General features: G+C 45.0%; 14 protein-coding genes and 2 pseudogenes. 13 read left to right on the forward strand and 3 right to left on the reverse strand.

The window, feature by feature from the left end; translation table 11 throughout:
- The first annotated feature begins 23 nt into the window (after positions 1-23).
- The 5 genes and pseudogenes from QFZ80_RS09275 (at position 24) to QFZ80_RS09295 (ending at position 6406) form a co-directional block, all read left to right on the forward strand.
- Positions 24-1109 carry a Gfo/Idh/MocA family protein gene (locus QFZ80_RS09275; protein WP_307558578.1) on the forward strand — a complete coding sequence of 362 codons (1086 nt, stop codon included), beginning with the start codon at positions 24-26 and terminating at the stop codon, positions 1107-1109.
- A gap of 145 nt (positions 1110-1254) precedes the next feature.
- Positions 1255-2037, forward strand: coding sequence for an SDR family NAD(P)-dependent oxidoreductase (locus QFZ80_RS09280; protein WP_307547197.1), 783 nt, complete (start codon positions 1255-1257; stop codon positions 2035-2037).
- A 447-nt stretch (positions 2038-2484) separates the two neighbouring features.
- Positions 2485-3021 (forward strand): annotated as a pseudogene (locus tag QFZ80_RS09285) (3-keto-alpha-glucoside-1,2-lyase-like domain-containing protein); the annotation flags it as partial.
- A gap of 96 nt (positions 3022-3117) precedes the next feature.
- Positions 3118-4290, forward strand: a pseudogene (locus QFZ80_RS09290) (right-handed parallel beta-helix repeat-containing protein); the annotation flags it as partial.
- A gap of 28 nt (positions 4291-4318) precedes the next feature.
- Positions 4319-6406, forward strand: coding sequence for a pectate lyase family protein (locus tag QFZ80_RS09295; protein WP_307558580.1), 2088 nt, complete (start codon positions 4319-4321; stop codon positions 6404-6406).
- Positions 6407-6808: 402 nt separating this feature from the next.
- On the opposite strand, the gene yjcZ is transcribed toward QFZ80_RS09295, so the two are convergent.
- Positions 6809-6916: a sporulation protein YjcZ gene (yjcZ, locus tag QFZ80_RS09300; protein WP_307547195.1), complete on the reverse strand. Its 108-nt coding sequence runs from the start codon at positions 6914-6916 to the stop codon at positions 6809-6811.
- Positions 6917-7065: 149 nt separating this feature from the next.
- A complete protein-coding gene (locus QFZ80_RS09305; protein WP_157036562.1) occupies positions 7066-7176 on the reverse strand; it encodes a sporulation protein YjcZ in 111 nt (36 codons plus the stop codon).
- 228 nt (positions 7177-7404) lie between these two features.
- On the opposite strand from QFZ80_RS09305, the gene QFZ80_RS09310 reads away from it, so the two are divergent.
- From QFZ80_RS09310 to QFZ80_RS09345, 8 genes are all read left to right on the forward strand, one after another.
- Positions 7405-8751, forward strand: coding sequence for an ABC transporter substrate-binding protein (locus QFZ80_RS09310; RefSeq protein WP_307547194.1), 1347 nt, complete (start codon positions 7405-7407; stop codon positions 8749-8751).
- 162 nt (positions 8752-8913) lie between these two features.
- Entirely contained in the window at positions 8914-9933 is a 1020-nt protein-coding gene (locus QFZ80_RS09315; RefSeq protein WP_307558582.1) for a LacI family DNA-binding transcriptional regulator, read from the forward strand.
- 19 nt (positions 9934-9952) lie between these two features.
- Complete coding sequence (locus QFZ80_RS09320) at positions 9953-11068, forward strand: glycoside hydrolase family 88 protein (RefSeq protein WP_307547192.1); 1116 nt, start codon at positions 9953-9955, stop codon at positions 11066-11068.
- Positions 11061-12215, forward strand: a complete 1155-nt coding sequence (locus tag QFZ80_RS09325) for a DUF2264 domain-containing protein (RefSeq protein WP_307558585.1) — start codon at positions 11061-11063, stop codon at positions 12213-12215. Before QFZ80_RS09320 ends, QFZ80_RS09325 begins: the two co-directional genes overlap by 8 nt.
- Before the next feature lie 180 nt (positions 12216-12395).
- Entirely contained in the window at positions 12396-14051 is a 1656-nt protein-coding gene (locus tag QFZ80_RS09330) for a PucR family transcriptional regulator (protein ID WP_307558587.1), read from the forward strand.
- A gap of 121 nt (positions 14052-14172) precedes the next feature.
- Entirely contained in the window at positions 14173-15288 is a 1116-nt protein-coding gene (gene ald / locus QFZ80_RS09335; protein WP_307558590.1) for an alanine dehydrogenase, read from the forward strand.
- A 127-nt stretch (positions 15289-15415) separates the two neighbouring features.
- Positions 15416-16948: an FAD-dependent oxidoreductase gene (locus tag QFZ80_RS09340; protein ID WP_373460040.1), complete on the forward strand. Its 1533-nt coding sequence runs from the start codon at positions 15416-15418 to the stop codon at positions 16946-16948.
- A 135-nt stretch (positions 16949-17083) separates the two neighbouring features.
- Positions 17084-17923 (forward strand): YitT family protein, encoded by an 840-nt coding sequence (locus QFZ80_RS09345; protein WP_307547185.1) that lies wholly within the window; start codon positions 17084-17086, stop codon positions 17921-17923.
- 54 nt (positions 17924-17977) lie between these two features.
- Here the strand turns inward: QFZ80_RS09345 and QFZ80_RS09350 are convergent, their stop codons facing one another.
- Positions 17978-18826, reverse strand: coding sequence for a MetQ/NlpA family ABC transporter substrate-binding protein (locus QFZ80_RS09350; RefSeq protein ID WP_307547183.1), 849 nt, complete (start codon positions 18824-18826; stop codon positions 17978-17980).
- Between the last annotated feature and the right edge of the window lie 6 nt (positions 18827-18832).

Consider the following 18832-nt stretch of genomic DNA (forward strand, 5'->3'; position numbering starts at 1 on the left):
AACACTACTCTGGAGGTATTCACATGTCACGTATGTTTCGTATTGGTATTATTGGTTGTGGAGGCATTGCAAACGGCAAGCATTTGCCAAGTTTGAAGAAGCTTTCGAATGTTGAACTGGTCGCATTCTGTGACATCGTGCAAGAGCGGGCTGAAACGGCCGCTGAGAAATACGGCTCCAAAACCGCTAAAGTATATGAGGATTACAAAGAGCTTTTGCTGGATGCTACTATTGATATCGTTCATGTGTTAACACCGAATGATTCACACGCCGAAATTGCCATTGCTGCGCTTGAAGCTGGCAAGCATGTGATGTGTGAGAAGCCAATGGCTAAGACAGCAGCGGATGCTAAGCGAATGGTTGAAACAGCGAAGCGTACCGGCAAGAAGCTAACTATCGGATACAACAACCGTTTCCGTGCTGATAGTCAGCATTTGAAGCGCGTATGTGAGGATGGGGAGCTTGGCGAGATTTATTTCGCGAAAGCGCATGCCATTCGTCGTCGTGCAGTTCCAACATGGGGTGTATTCCTGGATGAAGAGAAGCAAGGTGGAGGACCGCTTATTGATATCGGAACACATGCTTTGGATCTAACGCTTTGGATGATGAATAACTACAAGCCGAAAGTGGTGCTTGGAACGTCTTACCACGAATTGTCCCAAAAAGAAAATGCCGCTAATGCTTGGGGGCCTTGGGATCCGAGTAAATTCACCGTGGAAGATTCTGCTTTCGGTATGATCGTCATGGAAAACGGCGCTACGATTATGCTGGAATCCAGCTGGGCACTGAATACGCTTGAAGTCGACGAAGCCAAATGCTCATTAAGCGGTACCGAAGGCGGAGCTGATATGAAAGGCGGGCTTCGCATCAACGGCGAGAAACATAGCCGCTTATTTACAACAGAGGTAGATCTGAAAGCAGGCGGTGTTGCTTTCTATGACGGCGCTAAGGAAAGCGATGCAGATCTGGAAATGCGTACATGGATTAAAGCCATTGAAAATGATACAGATCCTGTAGTGACGCCTGAGCAAGCTTTTGTTGTTTCACAAATTCTTGAGGCGATTTATGAGTCTGCACGTACAGGCAAAGCTGTTTATTTGAATGAATAGTATGTCAAACCTATCCGTTTTAACCGGGGGAGCCTAGGCTCCTCTTTTTTAAATCCATTGAAATTTGAAAAAATAAGTGGAATAGGAGTATGCTTGAATTATTGAAATACCAACTAAGAATTGAAGGAAAGGAAGCGAGGGTGCGATGTATTTGGGATTGCAGGGTAAGGTAGCCTTGATTACTGGGGGAAGTAAAGGAATTGGATTGGCAACAGCCATTTCCTTATCGCGAGAAGGAGCCAAAGTAGCGATACTCGCGCGCAATGAGGAGCAGCTTCGAGAAGCCGCTGTCCATATTGCCAATTTGACGGAGGGTGAGGTGCTTACGATTCAAGCGGATGTGACCTCGGAGGCAGACTGTCAACGCGCCGTGGAACAAACCGTTCAGCGATTTGGAAGTTTACATATTCTGGTGAACAATGCAGGTACATCTGCAGCACAGCCATTTGAACAGGTAGGCACGGAGTTATGGCGGCAAGATCTCGAGTTGAAATTATTTGGAGCCATTCATTGCTCCCGTTATGCAATCCCTTACATGCGTCAAGCCGGAGGCGGCTCTATCGTGAATATAACGACTTCCGCAGCCAAAACACCACCTGCTTCTTCGTTACCGACTTCGGTTAGCCGTGCCGCAGGTCTTGCATTAACGAATGCGATGAGTAAAGACTTGGCATCCGCCCAGATTCGTGTGAACACCGTCTGCATTGGGAAAATTCGCAGCAGCCAGATTGAGAGAGGTTGGAAGCGAGAGGCGCCAGAACAGACCTGGGAGGAGTATGCATCGGATCCAAAGCATGATATTCCACTCGGGCGGATTGGGAATGCGGAGGAAGCAGCTAATGTGATCACCTTCTTATCCTCGGATGCAGCTTCCTATGTTACAGGCACTTCCGTCAATATTGATGGCGGTAAGGGTGCATCACTTTAAGAGATCTCGGCGATTAAGCCCTTTATTTCATGATGAAACTCATGGATAAAGGGCTTTTATTGTGGTATTCTCGTGAAATAAATATGTTAAGCCATAAACAGATATAGTGATTATCATCTGAGTTAAGGATTATTGACTGCTGAGAAACCCTTAATTCTACTGCAAACAGCAAATAAATGTAAAAATGATTATTGCTGAACGTAGGAAACTACAGATATATTTTTGATGTAAGACAGACAGATGATGGTTCCTTGGCAATGCCGAGAGAAAATCCAATTGAGGGAGTTGGTCGTATTATTCATTGGGAATGTGTTCATCTTTTTATAAGATAGGCAATGAACCAGATTATGATAATTTAAAGGAGGAATGTAATTAATGAAAAAACTAAAACCTAGACATACCCTCGCTGCGGTTGTTACTTCATCTCTGGTTGCAGGTATGATGCTCATGCCATCCGTCTTCGCAGCCAATTTATTCAGTGACAACTTCGATGACGGGAACGCGAGTGGCTGGACAACACAAAATGGGACATGGTCCGTTGTACAGGACGGCGGCTCATATGTGTATAAGCAAACTGGTTCAATTGAAGGACGCGCATCAGCCGGTAATATGTCTTGGACGGATTATGCGGTTGAGGCAAATGTGAAAGTAGATAATTGGAACGGCACAAATCGTGTCTATGTAGCCGGTCGTTATCAAGACGGCAACAATTTCTATGCGGCGTCTTTGTACAACAGCAACGGAGGCAAGCTTGAGATTCGGAAAAAAGTAAGCGGTTCCACTACGACTTTGGCGACTTTGGATTATCCTCTGGCGACCGGGACATGGTACACGGTTAAGCTTGAAATAGTCGGTTCAACGATTCGCATGTACGTGAATGGTGTTTTGCAGATTACGAAAGTTGATTCAGATCCAGCTACGGGACCTGTTATAACTTCGGGAGCTGTTGGCTTGGTAGCTTATAAAAGTTCGGCTAGCTTCGATCAAGTTGTCGTCACCGATAGCGCTGGTTCAACGACTACTCCATTACCGACAACGCCACCATCGCCGTCACCTAGTCCGTCTCCAACTACTAACGAAGTCTATGTGGCCCCGAATGGGACGGATAGCAATGCAGGTACGCTGGCTAGTCCAACAACGCTGACATCTGCTCTATCAAAAGTTGCTCCTGGGGGGGTTATTTACTTGCGCGGTGGAACGTATAGCTTCGGTAGTCAAATAACGATAGATCGTACAAATAACGGTACAGCAGGTGCTGTTAAACAAATCGTGCCTTATGCTGCGGAGAAGCCTGTTCTTGATTTCAGTTCACAGAGCTACAATACCGCAGATGTATCACTCAATGCTAGAGGGCTCCAAATAAACGGCAGCTATTGGACAGTTAAAGGGCTGGAAATCAAAGGGGCTGCGGATAATGGCGTTTATGTATCAGGGAATAATAATCGTTTGGAAAACCTGGATGTACACCATAACAGGGATACAGGGGTGCAGCTTGGCAGGTACGCCTCCACAGCCGCCAACAGCGAGTGGCCTGTTAACAACTTAGTATTAAATACATACTCCCATGACAACTTTGATCCGGATAACGGTGAAGATGCTGACGGTTTCGCGGCCAAGCTGACGGTTGGTTCTGGAAACGTATTTGATGGTTGTATAGCGGCTTATAACACAGACGATGGATGGGATTTGTACGCAAAAACAGAGACGGGTCCAATCGGAGCCGTTACGATTAAGAACAGTGTAGCGCATCATAACGGTCAGACTTCTTCGGGAAGCACAACGAGTAACAGTGACGGAAATGGATACAAATTAGGCGGGGAAAAAATCGCCGTAAACCATATCGTAACGAACTCCGTTGCTTACTTGAACAAAAAACACGGCTTTACGTATAACAGCAATCCAGGCTCCATTACAATGACAAACAACACGTCTTACAGCAACGGGGGAGGTAATTTCACTTTTGACCTCGGAACTCACATATTCAGTAATAACTTGTCCTACAAAGGAGTATCGAGCGACAAAACAAGCGGTACCGATGTACAAAGTTCGAATGTATGGTGGAAAAATAGTCAAAGCACTAATGCCAAAGGTCTGTTGGCTAGCGATGCTGATTTTGTTAGCTTAACGCCAGCATTAACGCGTAATGCGGATGGTTCTCCGAATTTGGGCAGCTTTTTGAAGCTTGCTGCTGGCAGTGATTTGATTGGAGCAGGAACGCCAACAGGAACGAATATTGGCCGGAACGAACCTTAAGACAGACAAAGGGAGTTGACTTTTGAGAATGAATGCTACTTTAAAGATGAAAAGGTTCGATAAATCTATTGTATGGGTCCTCTGTGCAACGATTCTTTTATCCTTGGTCATTGCATTTCCAGCCAATGCGGCAAACCTACTAAGCAGTAATTTTGACGATGGTACTGCTTCTGGATGGACACCTACAAGCGGTACGTGGTCCGTCGTTCAAGACGCAGGTAACAACGTATATAGCCAATCGAGCACAAGTGAGGGAAGGACTTCTGCGGGTAGTCAATCGTGGACGGACTACAGCGTTGAAGCCAAGGTAAAGGTTGAAAATTTCAATGGAGCTAACAGAGTTTATGTAGCCGGCCGTTATCAAGACGGAAATAATTTCTATGCAGCATCTTTGTACAATAGCAATGGGGGTAAGCTTGAGATTCGTAAAAAAGTAGGCGGCTCTTCAACGACGTTGAAGACCTTGGATTATCCGCTTGTGACTGGGACATGGTACACCGTCAAGCTGGACATCTCCGGTAGAATGATTAGTATGTATGTGAATGGTACCCTGCAGCTATCTTATGAGGATATCAATGAAACCAGTTTAACTTCCGGAGCGGTAGGACTTGTTGCTTTCAAAACCGTAACGAAGTTCGATGAAGTCCTTGTAACAGACAGTGTGGGTGGAGCAACGCCAAGTCCAACTCCGACTCCACCGTCTCCAACGCCAACAACCACACCAAGCCCAACGCCAACAGCGACACCGAGCCCAACACCGGCTCCAACACCAGTGCCGGACACCTTGAGCACGTATAATTTGGCTGGGTTTGCTGCGGGCAATACGGGCGGCGGTAACATTCCGGAAACAGATCCTCGTTACAAAAAGGTTTTCAATGCCACAGATCTTGCGGTTGCTTTGAAAAAGGGTTCAGGTATTAAAGTCGTAGAAATTATGAATGATTTGAATTTAGGTTGGAATGAAATTCCAACAGCTGCTCAAGTATCTCCTTACAGTGTACACAATCCAGCTTTAACGCACCCAGTACTGAAAACGACGGGGATAAGTAAAATTTATATCGACAGCTTTAACGGTTTGACGATCTTCTCAGCCAATGGCTCCAAAATTAAGCATGCGTCCTTCGTGGTGAAATACAGCTCCAATATCATTATTCGCAACCTGGAATTCGATGAACTTTGGGAGTGGGATGAATCGACCAAAGGAAACTACGACAAAAACGACTGGGATTATCTCACGATCGAGGGAGCAAGCTCCAAAGTTTGGGTAGATCATTGTACCTTCCATAAAGCCTACGATGGTGTACTCGATGTGAAAAAGGGAAGTAACGGTGTAACGGTCTCTTGGTCATCATTCTTAGCAGACGACCAAAGCTCTAATAGCTGGGTTACCCAACAAATAAACGCGATGGAAGCCAATATGTCAGCCTATCCGATGTACGCTTATCTGAGAAGCAGCACCATTGGTTTAAGTAAAGCTGATGTCATCGCTATAGCTGCAGGGCAAAAGAAAGGACATCTGGTAGGATCTACAGAATTTGCTACCGACAATGTCAATCTAGAGGTAACCCTGCACCATAATTACTACAAAGATATGCAAGACCGCATGCCACGTTTACGTGGAGGAAATGCACATGTGTATAACGTTGTGATGGATAATGCGTCAGCATGGGCTGCGAAAAAGAAAATAACATCGGCGATGGAAACCGCATTAGCAGGGAAGGGATACCATTTTGGGGTGACGAGCAATGGTGCGATATCTACTGAGAACGGTGCAGTACTTGTTGAAAATTCGCAAATCATTGATGTCGCTTACCCTTTACGCAACAATCAAACAGATCCTACGAACGCAACCTATACGGGCAAAATTCGCGCGGTAAATATGCAATATACACTCGATGGTTCTTCGTATACAGGTGACAGTGAAACGGCTGGTAGTCCGTTGGCGCCGGTACCGGCACCAGTCAAAGCGTTCTCATGGAACGGTTTCAATACGTTGCCATACAGCTACACGCCAGATCCTGTATCTACCTTAAAGTCAAGGCTTACCGCTGCAGATGGTACGGGAGCCGCGAAGCTGAACTGGTCCAAAGTAAATTGGTTGTCTACGAGCTACTAATTCCTTATTAACAGTAAAAAGGCTGCATCTCTCGAAGGAAAATTCTTCAGAGGAGCAGCCTTTTTCCAATCAACCTCGATAAACGCTAGCGTCCTGCTGGACGTGATAGGTGTTTATCCGGATGTATTTTTTTCGTAGGGATACGAGTCATGTTACGCTCTTCGCTTCTTTCGTAGATACCAGACCAACATGGAGATAGTGTCTCGGATCGAAGCGGTTTGGTGATAATTGAGTGTCGTTGTCATAAGCAAGAAACCTCCCTAACCCTGAAAGAATGTCATGCATAAACAGTATTACGTAAGAAAAGTGTAATAGGTTTTATTTTTTTTTGTAAATGATCACAGAAAAAGATCCACAGCGAGTGCTGTGGATCTGAATTTTATTTTTATAGAATACGTCGTATTACCATGCAAATGTCATTGTAATAATAACCAATAAAATAAAGAGAACCAATACTGCTGCTGCACTAGACCCGCCGTAGCCTGCTGCTGCTCCTGCTGGATATCCCATATTCAATCACTCCTTTCATCGTAATTCGATGGCTCCCTAATAGCCAATAAAACAATAAGGACAAGCGGAGAGATTGGGGTGAAGAATGGGTTGAATGGCATCCATGTTACTTCCTCGAATGTTTCATACTCTTTAAGGTGTGTTACGAATTACCATACAAATGCGCTTGTAATAATCACCAATAGGATGAAGAGAACCAAGACAACACCTGTACTTGTACCCAAGCCACCGCCATAACAACCTCCTGCAGCATAACCCATTCCAATTCGCTCCCTTCTGCATTAAGATAGACTATTGTATTTCAATGGCATTTGAAGTGCATGGACGAATGTCAGTTATAGAAGCCCGTTTTGAGCTTGAAAAATCAATGATCACTGTTTTTTGAACAAACACCACTATTTTCTGCATTAATCTTTCCTTTCAAAAGTTGGATAATAAACATGTAAGCGTTACCCACATTCGATCGATCATTTAGGGGAGGAATAGAGATGAAAAAAGTTTTCACCTTAGCTCTGTCGCTTTCTATGATGTTCACGGCAGTAGCTTGCTCCACAGGCGCTAAAACGTCAACACCAGCAGCTAGCAGCGAACCATCCAAAACGGCGACGACAGCACCGAGCACTGCACCAAGTAAAGATCCTGTTAAGCTTCGCGTTGCTTGGTGGGGAGGGCAAGCGCGTCACGATTACACGTTGAAAGTCATTGAGCTTTATGAGAAGCAGAATCCGAATGTAAAAATTGAAGCGGAATACGCACCATTTGACGACTATTGGAAAAAGCTTGCGCCTCAGGCTTCGGCAAACCAGTTACCTGATGTTATCCAGATGGATATCTCTTACCTTTCACAGTATGGTGGAAAAAATCAGTTAGCTGATCTCACGCCATATACGAAAAATGGCCTTCTCGATGTGTCTTCGATCAGCCCTAATGCGCTATCCGGTGGTGAAGTCGGAGGTAAACTTGTAGCTATGAACTTAGGGGTTAATGCGCTAAATACGACGTTAGACGTGAATACGTTCAAAAGCCTAGGAATCACAGTTCCAGGAAAAGATTGGACTTGGGAAGATTTTGATGCAATAGCAGCCAAAGCCAAAGCAGCCGGCAAACAAATAGGCGGTTTCGGTGTCCGTCATGAAGTGTTTTTCCCGTATTATCTCAGAACGATCGATCAAAAAATGTACAATGCGGATGGAACGGCTCTTGGTTTCTCAGATGATAAGCCACTTGTTGACTACTTCAAGCGTTATCAAAAATGGTACGATGCCGGCTATATCCTTTCACTTGACAAAGAGTCACAGAAGAAAGGTGTAGCAGAAGAAGATGAAATTTTACTAGGCAATGCGGTATTAGGTAATGGTTGGTCTAACCAATTTTTGGCAGTAGCTAATTTGGTCAAAGATCGTCCGCTTGAATTATTTCCGCTTCCTGGCCGTAACGGTAATAAAGGTCTATTCTTGAAGCCTAGTATGTATTTCTCAGTAACGAATAACTCGAAGCAGAAAGAAGAAGCAGCGAAATTCATCAGCTTCTTCGTGAATGATATCGAAGCGAACAAATTAATTAAAGGTGACCGCGGAGTTCCAGTTTCCTCCAAAGTGAAGGATGCACTGAAGCCACTCTTATCACCGAATGAAGTCAAAATTTTTGATTATGTGGCATGGGCTGAACAAAACAGCAGTCAAATGGATCCTCCAAATCCAGTAGGTTCCATCGAAATTGAGAAGTTGTTAAAAGCGACGAGCGAGCAGATCTTGTATAAGAAAACAACAGTTGAAGAAGCGGCAGCCAAATTCCGCAAGGATGCGAATGCCATTTTGGCAAAAAACAAAAAGTAAGACGGTAACTGAAAGATCGAACTACCTTCGAAAGAGAGGGAGTTCGGTCTTTTTTTTTGGAGAAAGTGTTAAATCATTTATTTTATCTCTTGACAGGTTAAACGTTTCAAATTAAGCTAATAGAGGATGTTAAACGTTTAACAAAACGGAGTTGAAACAAGTATGAGCAAGCCCAAACAAGTCACAATTGTAGAAGTGGCAGCAGCAGCAGGAGTATCCATTGCCACAGTCTCCAATGTGCTGAATCGAGGTGGTATTCGTTCGTCTAAAGAGACGATCCGCAAGGTCGAATTGGCTGCTGAACAATTAGGTTATCGACGAAATACGATGGCAGCGGGATTAAGCCGCAGCAAAACGTATGAGATCGGTCTCATCTTACCAGGGTTAACGAATTACTATGGAGAACTTGCTGAACATTTGCAGATTGAAGCACATAATGCGGGATACCACTTATCTGTATTTTCCTCCGGGGGGTTCGATCCGGATATTGAGCGGAGAAATCTCGAAGTTTTGCTGCAGCGTAGAGTAGACGGACTGATATGTCATGGTTTAGCAATGGGCTTCGAATCTACACGGTCGATCGTAAACAGTGGTACGCCATTAGTTCTTATCAATGGTTGGGACTGGCCGGAGGATATTGCGTTAGGCGCAGTGAATTTGGGCTTTGCCGAGGCTTGCAAACAATCCACTAAATTGTTGGTGGAACGTGGTTGTGGAGCGCTTTGTTACGTAGGCAGTAAAGGTTCGAAAGTCATCGACGAACAGCGTCGCATGGGTTTCAATGCCGGGACTCAGGAATATGCAAGCGATGTCATTCATGAGATCGTGGACACTGTTAAGGATTTGGATATTGAAGCTTTTCTCAAAAGTTTACTGCAGCGCCATGTGGCACCCGTAGGCATCATTGCTTTTGATGACCATGTAGCCTTACGAATCTTATCGGCAGCAAATAAGCTGCGAATTGACATTCCAACCCAGCTCCAGATTATTGGAATTAATAACGATTATATAGCTAAACACAGTTATCCGGGTATATCAAGCTGGGACATTCCTTATAGCTATCAAGCCCAAACAGCCATTAACAAGCTGCTGCATAAATTTGGCAACAAAGCTGAGTCTGGTGAGGAACGAGAGATCGAGGTCCCGCTTACTTTTATAGAACGAGAATCAACCAAATCATAGAAAACGGAGTGAATCGATTATGTGGAAACAAGCCATTGAAGATGCTTTGCAAAAAACGAGATTGAATATTGAACGTTTTGGGGATTTATTTCCTCACGTTAGCGAGAATGATGTGTATCACCTGAATCCGAATACAGACTGGACAGACGGCTTTTGGTCGGGTATTTTGTGGCTAGGCTACCAATATAGCGGTGACAAGGCGTTTCAGCAAGCCGCTCAGAAATCGGTTGCAAACTTTAAGCAAAGACTGCAAAACAATGTAGCCCTAGACCATCACGATATTGGCTTCTTATATTCTTTATCTTCGAAAGCGCAATGGATCATTGAGAAAGATGAAGCTGCGAAACAACTTACGCTGCAAGCAGCCGATGTGCTAATGAAGCGCTGGAGACCGAAGGGTCAATATATTCAAGCTTGGGGTCCAGAAGGGGATAAAGAAAATGGGGGCCGTATCATCATTGATTGCTTGATGAATTTGCCCTTGCTGTACTGGGCTTACGAGCAAACAGGCGATGCCAAATACAAGGATGTTGCCGTGATTCATGCGGATTTGAGCCGCCGCTATTTGGTACGTGGCGATGATTCATCTTATCATACGTTCTACTTTGATCAAGAGAATGGTGAACCTCTTCATGGCGGAACTGCGCAGGGTTATAGCGATGGTTCGACGTGGACACGGGGCCAAGCTTGGGGGATTTATGGCTTCGCCCTTTCTTATCACTACACCAAGAACCCGCTTTATCTAGAAACAGCCAAACGCTTGGCACGTTATTTCTTTGACCGCTTGCCTCAGGATGATGTTGTTTATTGGGATTTCAATGCGCCTGTGAACGCAGAAACGAAGCGGGACAGCTCAGCTTCAGCCATTGCTTCAGCGGGGGCTTTGGAAATATTGGAGCATTTACCGGCAGATGATGCAGATCGTGGGTATTTGGAAAATGCGATTCAGCGCTCCATGGCTGGCTTAGTGAAATCTTATGCAAGCAAGCCGGATGCCCAAGGCTTTATCGAGCGCGGTTCTTATAGCGTTCGCGGCGGAGCAGCACCTGATGATTTCGTGATTTGGGGCGATTACTACTATTTAGAGGCCTTAGTTAGACTGGAAAAAGGAATCAAAGGCTACTGGTATGAATAATCGCGTCGCAGCCGGCAATGACCGAGCATATTGGTTGGCTACGATGCTTCGTATCGCTGATCCTGTGATAAAGGCATTGGCATCCAGAAAGCTGCGTGCAACAATGCCAGTGGAGAATAAAAAAGAAGAGCAGCTCCAGTACTCGCATCTAGAAGCATTTGCACGGACACTGGTAGGCATGGCACCGTGGTTAGAAAGATCAGCTCAGGATGTAGAGGAAGAGAAGCTTCGTGTTCGCTACGGCGAGCTTGTCCGAGCTGCTATAGATGCGGCGACTGATCCGGAGTCTCCTGATTTTTTGAACTTTTCCCATGGCATGCAGCCGATTGTTGATGCGGCATTTCTGGCTAATGCGATCCTAAGAGCCCCTAACACGCTTTGGCATCGTTTGGACAGCCGCGTTCAGGGCAATCTGGTGAAAGCTATGAAGGCAACAAGAACGCGCAAACCGGGTTTCAACAACTGGCTCTTATTTGCAGCTATGACCGAAACAGCTTTAGGTGTAATGGGCGAGGATTGGGATACCATGCGTGTGGACTTTGCCCTTAAACAGCACGAGCAGTGGTACCTTGGTGATGGGATGTACGGCGATGGTCCACACTTTCATGCCGATTATTACAACAGCTTCGTGATTCAACCCATGTTGGTCGATATCATTGAGCAGGTTCAAGGGCATTACGAAGACTGGGCAGGAATGCGCCAAAATATTTTGATTAGAGCACAGCGTTATGCTGCCGTGCAAGAACGATCGATTTCACCCGAAGGGACCTTTCCTGTCATTGGTCGGTCGCTTGCCTATCGTTTCGGCGCCTTTCAATCACTAGCGCATATTGCCCTGCGACGTGAATTACCGGAAGGTGTTGCGCCAGCTCAAGTAAGATGTGCGCTAAGCGCGGTCATCCGCAGGTTGATAGAGGCCCCAGGCACTTTCGATGAGGCTGGCTGGCTAAAGATTGGACTATGGGGACACCAGCCCGAGCTTGGCGAAACGTATATTTCCACAGGCAGCCTATACTTATGTTCAGCTGTTTTCCTTCCTTTAGGATTGACTGCAGATGACGAATTTTGGCAGGGGGCAGATGCTCCTTGGACGTCTCAAAAAGTGTGGTCAGGGCAAACCGTTGCCATTGATAAAGCGTTATCATAGATTACTTAATAAAAGCGTACTGTTTCCTAATGAAACAGGCGCTTTTTTCGTGTAAACTTAGAGGGAAAACTTGATGGAAGAAAAGACAATTAGCTGTAATTTTTTTTATCCACAAATAGCTTCATTGGGCGTTTGTGGATAACTTTAAGATATGAGTGGAAAGAAAGTGGAGTGACTCTGTTGAATCAAGATTATCAGTTAACGTTACAGGAAGTCCTGGGACGCCCCACTTTTGAGCCAGCCTATATTGCGGCAGGTAAACAGGGATTACAGCGTCTAGTCCGCTGGGTACATATCATTGAGGTGATACAGTTTGAGCAACTGCTGCAAGGTGGAGAAATGATCCTTACGACAGGGGCTGCCTTCAAGAGTGATACGAAATTGTTCATGACGTATCTGGAGCAGTTGATCAATAAAAACGTGTCATGTCTCTGTATCGAAATGGGACACTACTTGAGTTCAGTTCCACAAGAATGGATACATGCGGCGGAATCCTATAATTTTCCGCTCATAATTTTTCCGCAAGCTGTGCGGTTCATTGACATTACGCAGGATATTCATGCGCATATTATCAATCAACACCATAAAGCACTTCAAGATTTGGAGAAAATATCGCGTGAATTCCATCGAATGACGCTATCCTCACAAGGTGTTTCTCATGTACTGGGGCTGCTGCAAAGCAGTACCAAAGCCCAAGTTATTTATGTGCCTCTGAATGGACAGCCGAAGTTTATCCCTCATTTAGGAAGCCGGGAGTCTGGACAGTGGCTGCAGTTTCTAGAAAGTCGACTGGTCGAAACCCCGAACAACGGAAATATTGCGGCTCCTTCCGTGATGGAAGATGAGGGTCAAACCGTTATCGTACAACCCGTTGGGGCTATGGGCAAAACATGGGCGCATATCCTCCTGGTGTTCAGCCGAAAGCCGCAGGAATATGAATACTTAATTCTGGACTCAGCCTCATTATCTATCGCACAGGATTTGCTGCGCAAACGTTATATGGAGGAGCGTAAATTATATTCGCAGACACTTTGGGTAGATGATCTGCTGCATCTGCGGATTCGTGACGAAGAGCAAATAAAAGTATTGATTGGAACAGAATTCAAGCGACTTAACGAGCTTCCCTATCACGTCATTTTGATTGAATTTGAGCATGAACAAGCGGAGGGATATAGCACGGAGGAGGAGGGTGTGGAGTCTTCGGGTATTCATCTTTCCCTTGCTGTAAGATCTGTTTTTGAGCAGCATTCCTTTCATCCATTAATTACGTTGAAAAATAATAGACTGGTCGTTGTAGCCTTCGATAAAGCAACGAAAAAACGATCGTCAAAAGAGCGTCTGCAGCAGGTTTTCCAGTCCATTCAGTACTTGAAGGCTGAGGATGAGATCAGGTTAACTATCGGTGTTGGACAAAGCAATCGAAGCTTTATGCGAGCTCACCTAAGCTACCAGGAGGCGCTACAAGCGATTTCGCTCTCTCCAACTCTGCAAGGGAAGGTTCAGTTTTTTGATGAGCTTGGTGTCTTTCAATTGTTATTTCACATTCCAGATAAACAGATTTTACAATCCTTCGTAAGCACTTATTTGGGACCGATCATCGATCATGATCAGTTGAAAGGCAGCGAGCTCCTGCGCACACTCAAGGTGTACCTCGACACGGATGGCTCTAAGCAAATCGCTGCGCAGCAGCTTTTTATCGTCCGACAATCGCTTTATTACCGCTTGGAAAAAATAGAAGAGCTGCTTGGAGCCGACTACATGCTGCCGGAAAAGCGCTTGGCGCTGCAGGTGGGGATACGGGCTTATCAACTGTTGAATCCGGAAATGAAAATGTGAAAAGAATTTGTTAACATTTTTTACAGTTTGTCTAATGGAACGTCCATGGATCGGTCTTATACTTGGAGACGAGATGAGATTGATCCTTTTTTATGGGATCTACAAGAGAGGCTGATGCAAAATGATTATTGGGGTACCTAAGGAAATAAAAAATAATGAGTTTCGTGTTGGTATGACGCCTAGTTCCGTCCTTTCTTACAAAAAAGCAGGGCATGACATTATAGTCGAAACCTTAGCTGGTCAAAGCATTGGATTCACGGATGAAGATTACATAGGGGCAGGTGCAACCATCGTTGCCTCAGCCGCTGAAGTATGGTCGGCAGATATGGTCGTTAAAGTGAAAGAACCACTTCCTGAAGAGATCAGCTATTTTCACGAGGGTTTGATTTTATACACGTATTTACACCTTGCCCCTGAGGCCGAATTGACGCATGCCTTAGCTCACAATAAAGTGACAGCAATCGCCTATGAGACCATTCAATTGGACAATGGCAGCCTTCCGCTGCTGACGCCAATGAGTGAAGTGGCTGGACGCATGTCCGTTCAGATCGGTGCTCACTTTCTGGAGAAAGCGCATGGCGGCAAAGGCATTCTGCTAGGCGGTGTACCGGGAGTTGAACCAGGTAAGGTAGCTGTCATCGGTGGCGGGATTGTTGGTGCGAATGCGGCGAAAATGGCTATCGGGCTTGGTGCCGATGTCAGCATCGTTGATTTGAATCCGGATCGCCTACGTCAATTGGACGATCAGTTCCAAGGACGCGTGAAAACGATTATGTCCAATCCTTACAACATCGCCGAGGTTGTTCGTCGCGCTGATTTGGTCATTGGGGCTGTCCTTATTCCAGGAGCTCGAGCACCGCGTCTCGTGACGGAAGACATGGTCAAAATGATGAGCCCTGGCAGCGTTATCGTTGACGTAGCGATTGATCAAGGTGGGTCCATCGAGACGATAGATCGTATTACCACGCATGATCAACCGACTTATGTGAAGCACGGGGTCATTCATTACGCGGTGGCGAACATGCCAGGAGCGGTTGCACGTACGTCCACGCTGGCTCTGACAAATGTGACGACACCTTACGGTCTGCAAATTGCAAGCAAAGGCTATGCGCGTGCAGCTTTGGACAACAAAGCTATTGCAAAAGGCATCAACGTGGCCGCAGGTCATGTTACTTACCAAGCCGTTGCAGAGGCACATGGCTACACGTATACGGATATTTACTCGCTTTTAAAGTAAACGTAAACGATTTTGAACAAAGGAGCTTCCGCAAATTGGCGGGAGTTTTTTTTATATGCGTAAGTAGGTGTAATTTCGGAGGAAATTGGTTAATTTATCTTAAAAAGGTACATCTAGGAGGACATAAATGATGATCGAATCATCTTTTGAAACATTTCCACAATTTCCGGAATCGTATTGGTTAGCCTCGACTGAACGCCCTTCATTTTCTAAGCTTCGTTCAGATTTGAAGGTTGACGTGACCATCGTAGGAGCAGGTATTACAGGCATTTCAACGGCCTATCTGCTTGCCAATCAAGGGCTTAAAGTGGTTATCGTAGATGCTGGTCAAATCATGAACGGAACGACAGGGCATACAACAGCGAAAATAACCGCTCAGCATGATCTCATTTATCAAGAATATCTCGCGCATTTTGGTCGAGAGAAGACGAAGCTTTACTATGACGCTAACCTTGAGGCTCTACAATTTATTAAACAAACGATTAAAACCAATCACATTCAATGCCAATTATCAGATGAAGATGCCTACATTTATACCACTTCAGACGACTATGTAGAGAAAATTTCCTCCGAATATAAGGTCTACCAGGAATTGGGAATTACTAGCAGATACGAGGATCAAGCACCGCTTCCGTTTTCGACCAAGGCAGCTATTGTAATGGAGAATCAAGCGCAGTTTAATCCTGTTCCGTTTTTAACCTATTTAGTGGAGCAATTCATTCGTAAGGGCGGTCAAATTTATGAGCAAACTACGATCAGTGGGGTTGAAAAGGGAAAGCCTGCGGTTGTAAAAACGAATGATGGTCATCGAATTACTACAGATTACGTCGTATCCTCCTCCCATTTTCCGTTTAATGATCGAAATGGTTTCTATTTTGCCAAGCTGCACGCAGAACGTTCCTATGCTGTAGTAGGAAAAATAAGCAAAGACATCCCCAATGGGATGTTTTTAAGTGCTGAAAGCCCAAAACGTTCTCTTAGGTCTGTGCAAATAAACGGAGAGTCGATGCTTTTGATCGGCGGACAAGGTCATAAAACGGGGCAGGCCTTTTGTACATTCCAAAATTATGATGCGTTAAAAACGTTTGGTGAAGAGGCTTTCGGATTAAAGGAAATTGCCTATCGATGGTCAGCGCAGGATTTATATACGCTCGATAATATGCCCTACATTGGTCAGGAGCTTAAGGATGAACCTAATATTTTCGTTGCAACCGGTTTTCGTAAATGGGGGATGACTTCGAGTATCGTGGCAGCCCTGTTAAATTCGAAGCTGATTTTGGGAGAACCAAGTCCCTATCAGGAGCTTTTCTCCCCGTCAAGATTCAAAGCAGATCCGAGCATAAAGACATTTATCATGCAAAATGCCAATGTGGCTAAGCATCTAATCGCCGGTAAATTTGAAATGGTTCATAAAGAAGTGGAAGATTTACAAAAAGATGAAGGGGCAGTTGTCAAGGTTAACGGAAAAAGAGCAGGTGCCTACCGAGATTCTGAGGGAGCCCTGCACTTGGTGGATACAACCTGCACCCATATGGGCTGTGAGGTAGATTGGAACGAAGCCGAAAGAACGTGGGACTGCCCCTGCCACGGATCCCGCTATTCCTACGAGGGTGAAGTGATAGAAGGTCCGGCCAAAAAGTCGCTGGGGAAGGTTCAATAATCAAAAGTAGAAAGGCTGTCCCAGCCGGTCTGAGAGGACCGCAGGGACAGCCTTTAATATGACATTGATGGTTATGTATTAGGAGATTCTGGCTAATAGGCATCGGATGTAGACTGCTTATAGAGGAGAATTATCATGTTTAATAGAATCAAATGGATCAATATAGCTGCTATTATTGGCGGTTCTGCCATTATTGCTTTTGGTATCAATTATTTCAATCTTGCAAATGGGCTGGCAGAAGGGGGGATAACCGGCCTTGCTCTTTTGCTCAAATATGTGCTCGGATGGAACCCGGCATGGACGAACCTACTCATTAATATTCCGCTTATTCTTATCGGTTGGAAAATGCTCGGACGCATTAGTTTCATTTATACAGTTGTTGGGATGTTATCGGTTTCGCTATTTTTGTGGTTGTTTGAGAGTTTTTCCATGCCAATGCCTGATCCTCTGTTAGCTTCGTTATACGCGGGAGGGATTGTTGGACTAGGTTTTGGTATTGTTTTCCGTTTCGAAGGGATGACAGAGGGGACCGATATCATTGCACGTCTGATGCAGAAGCACTATGGGATAGGGATCGCGAAGACCATTCTAGCGCTAGATTTCGTCATACTGCTGTTATCGTTGATATATCTGGATCTCACGCGAGCGATGTATACGTTAGTTGCGATTATCGTTGGTGCAAGAGTCATTGATTTTGTGCTGGAGGGTGCTTCCGGCGCGCGAGCGGCTTTTATTATAACACTCAAACCGGATCTGATAGCCAATACGATTATGACGGAATTAAATAGAGGGATTACTTTTCTTGAAGGAAGAGGCGGCTATACAGGCAAACAAAGAGAAGTGATTTATTGTATCGTAAGCCGCAAAGAAATCATCAAGCTGAAAACACTCGTACATCGCGTTGATCCATCCGCTTTCGTTACTTTCAGTGATGTGAGGGAAGTGGTCGGGAATGGATTCGCTAAACAAGATTAACAAAAAAACAGCCCGTCCCTGAAAAGGGCGGACTGTTCTATCTCTGCTGTTTTCTTAGAACGCAGGCACGATTGCACCTTTGTATTTATCTTCAATGAACTTTTTCGTGTCAGCGGAGTTTAGTTCCTTAGCAAGCTTTTGCATCGCTTCGGAATCCTTGTTGTCCGGACGGGAAACGACGATATTCACGTAAGGTGAATTTTTGTCCTCAATGAACAAAGCATCCTTCGTCGGATTTAGATTCGCTTGAAGTGCGTAGTTCGTATTGATCAGAGCCAAATCAAACTCACCGATCGTACGTGGCAGCATAGCAGGGTCTAATTCTTTGATTTGAAGTTTCTTTTTGTTTTCTAAGATATCTTGAACCGTACCTTTGATGCCAACGCCGTCTTTCAGTTTAATCAAGCCGTTTTTCTCCATCAGTGCAAGCGCACGGCCGGCATTAGAAGGATCGTTAGGAATAGCGACTGAAGCGCCATCTTTCAACTCTGCAGCGGCTTTCACCTTTTGGGAGTAAGCGCCGAAAGGTTCGATGTGAACGCCAACTACTTTAATGAGATTTTGCTTTTTATCTAGGTTATATTGATCCAGGTAAGGCTGATGTTGGAAAAAGTTAGCGTCCAATTGTTTTTCAAACACTTGTACGTTCGGTTGAACATAATCATTAAACTCAATAACTTCAAGCTTAACGCCTTGTGTTTTCAATTTGTCTTTCAAACTATTCAAAATTTCGGCATGGGGGACTGAAGATGCACCGATTTTAAGTGTAACTTCTTTTGCGGAAGCTGGAGTAGCAGAGGCAGCAGGTGCCGAGCTTGCAGGTGTTTCAGCGGGTTTCTGTCCGCATGCTGCAAGTGCAAGCACAACGAATAGAGTCATTAAAGATAGTGTAAGTTTCTTCATGATGAG

It is taken from the genome of Paenibacillus sp. V4I7, from assembly GCF_030817275.1.
Lineage (GTDB): Bacteria > Bacillota > Bacilli > Paenibacillales > NBRC-103111 > Paenibacillus_E.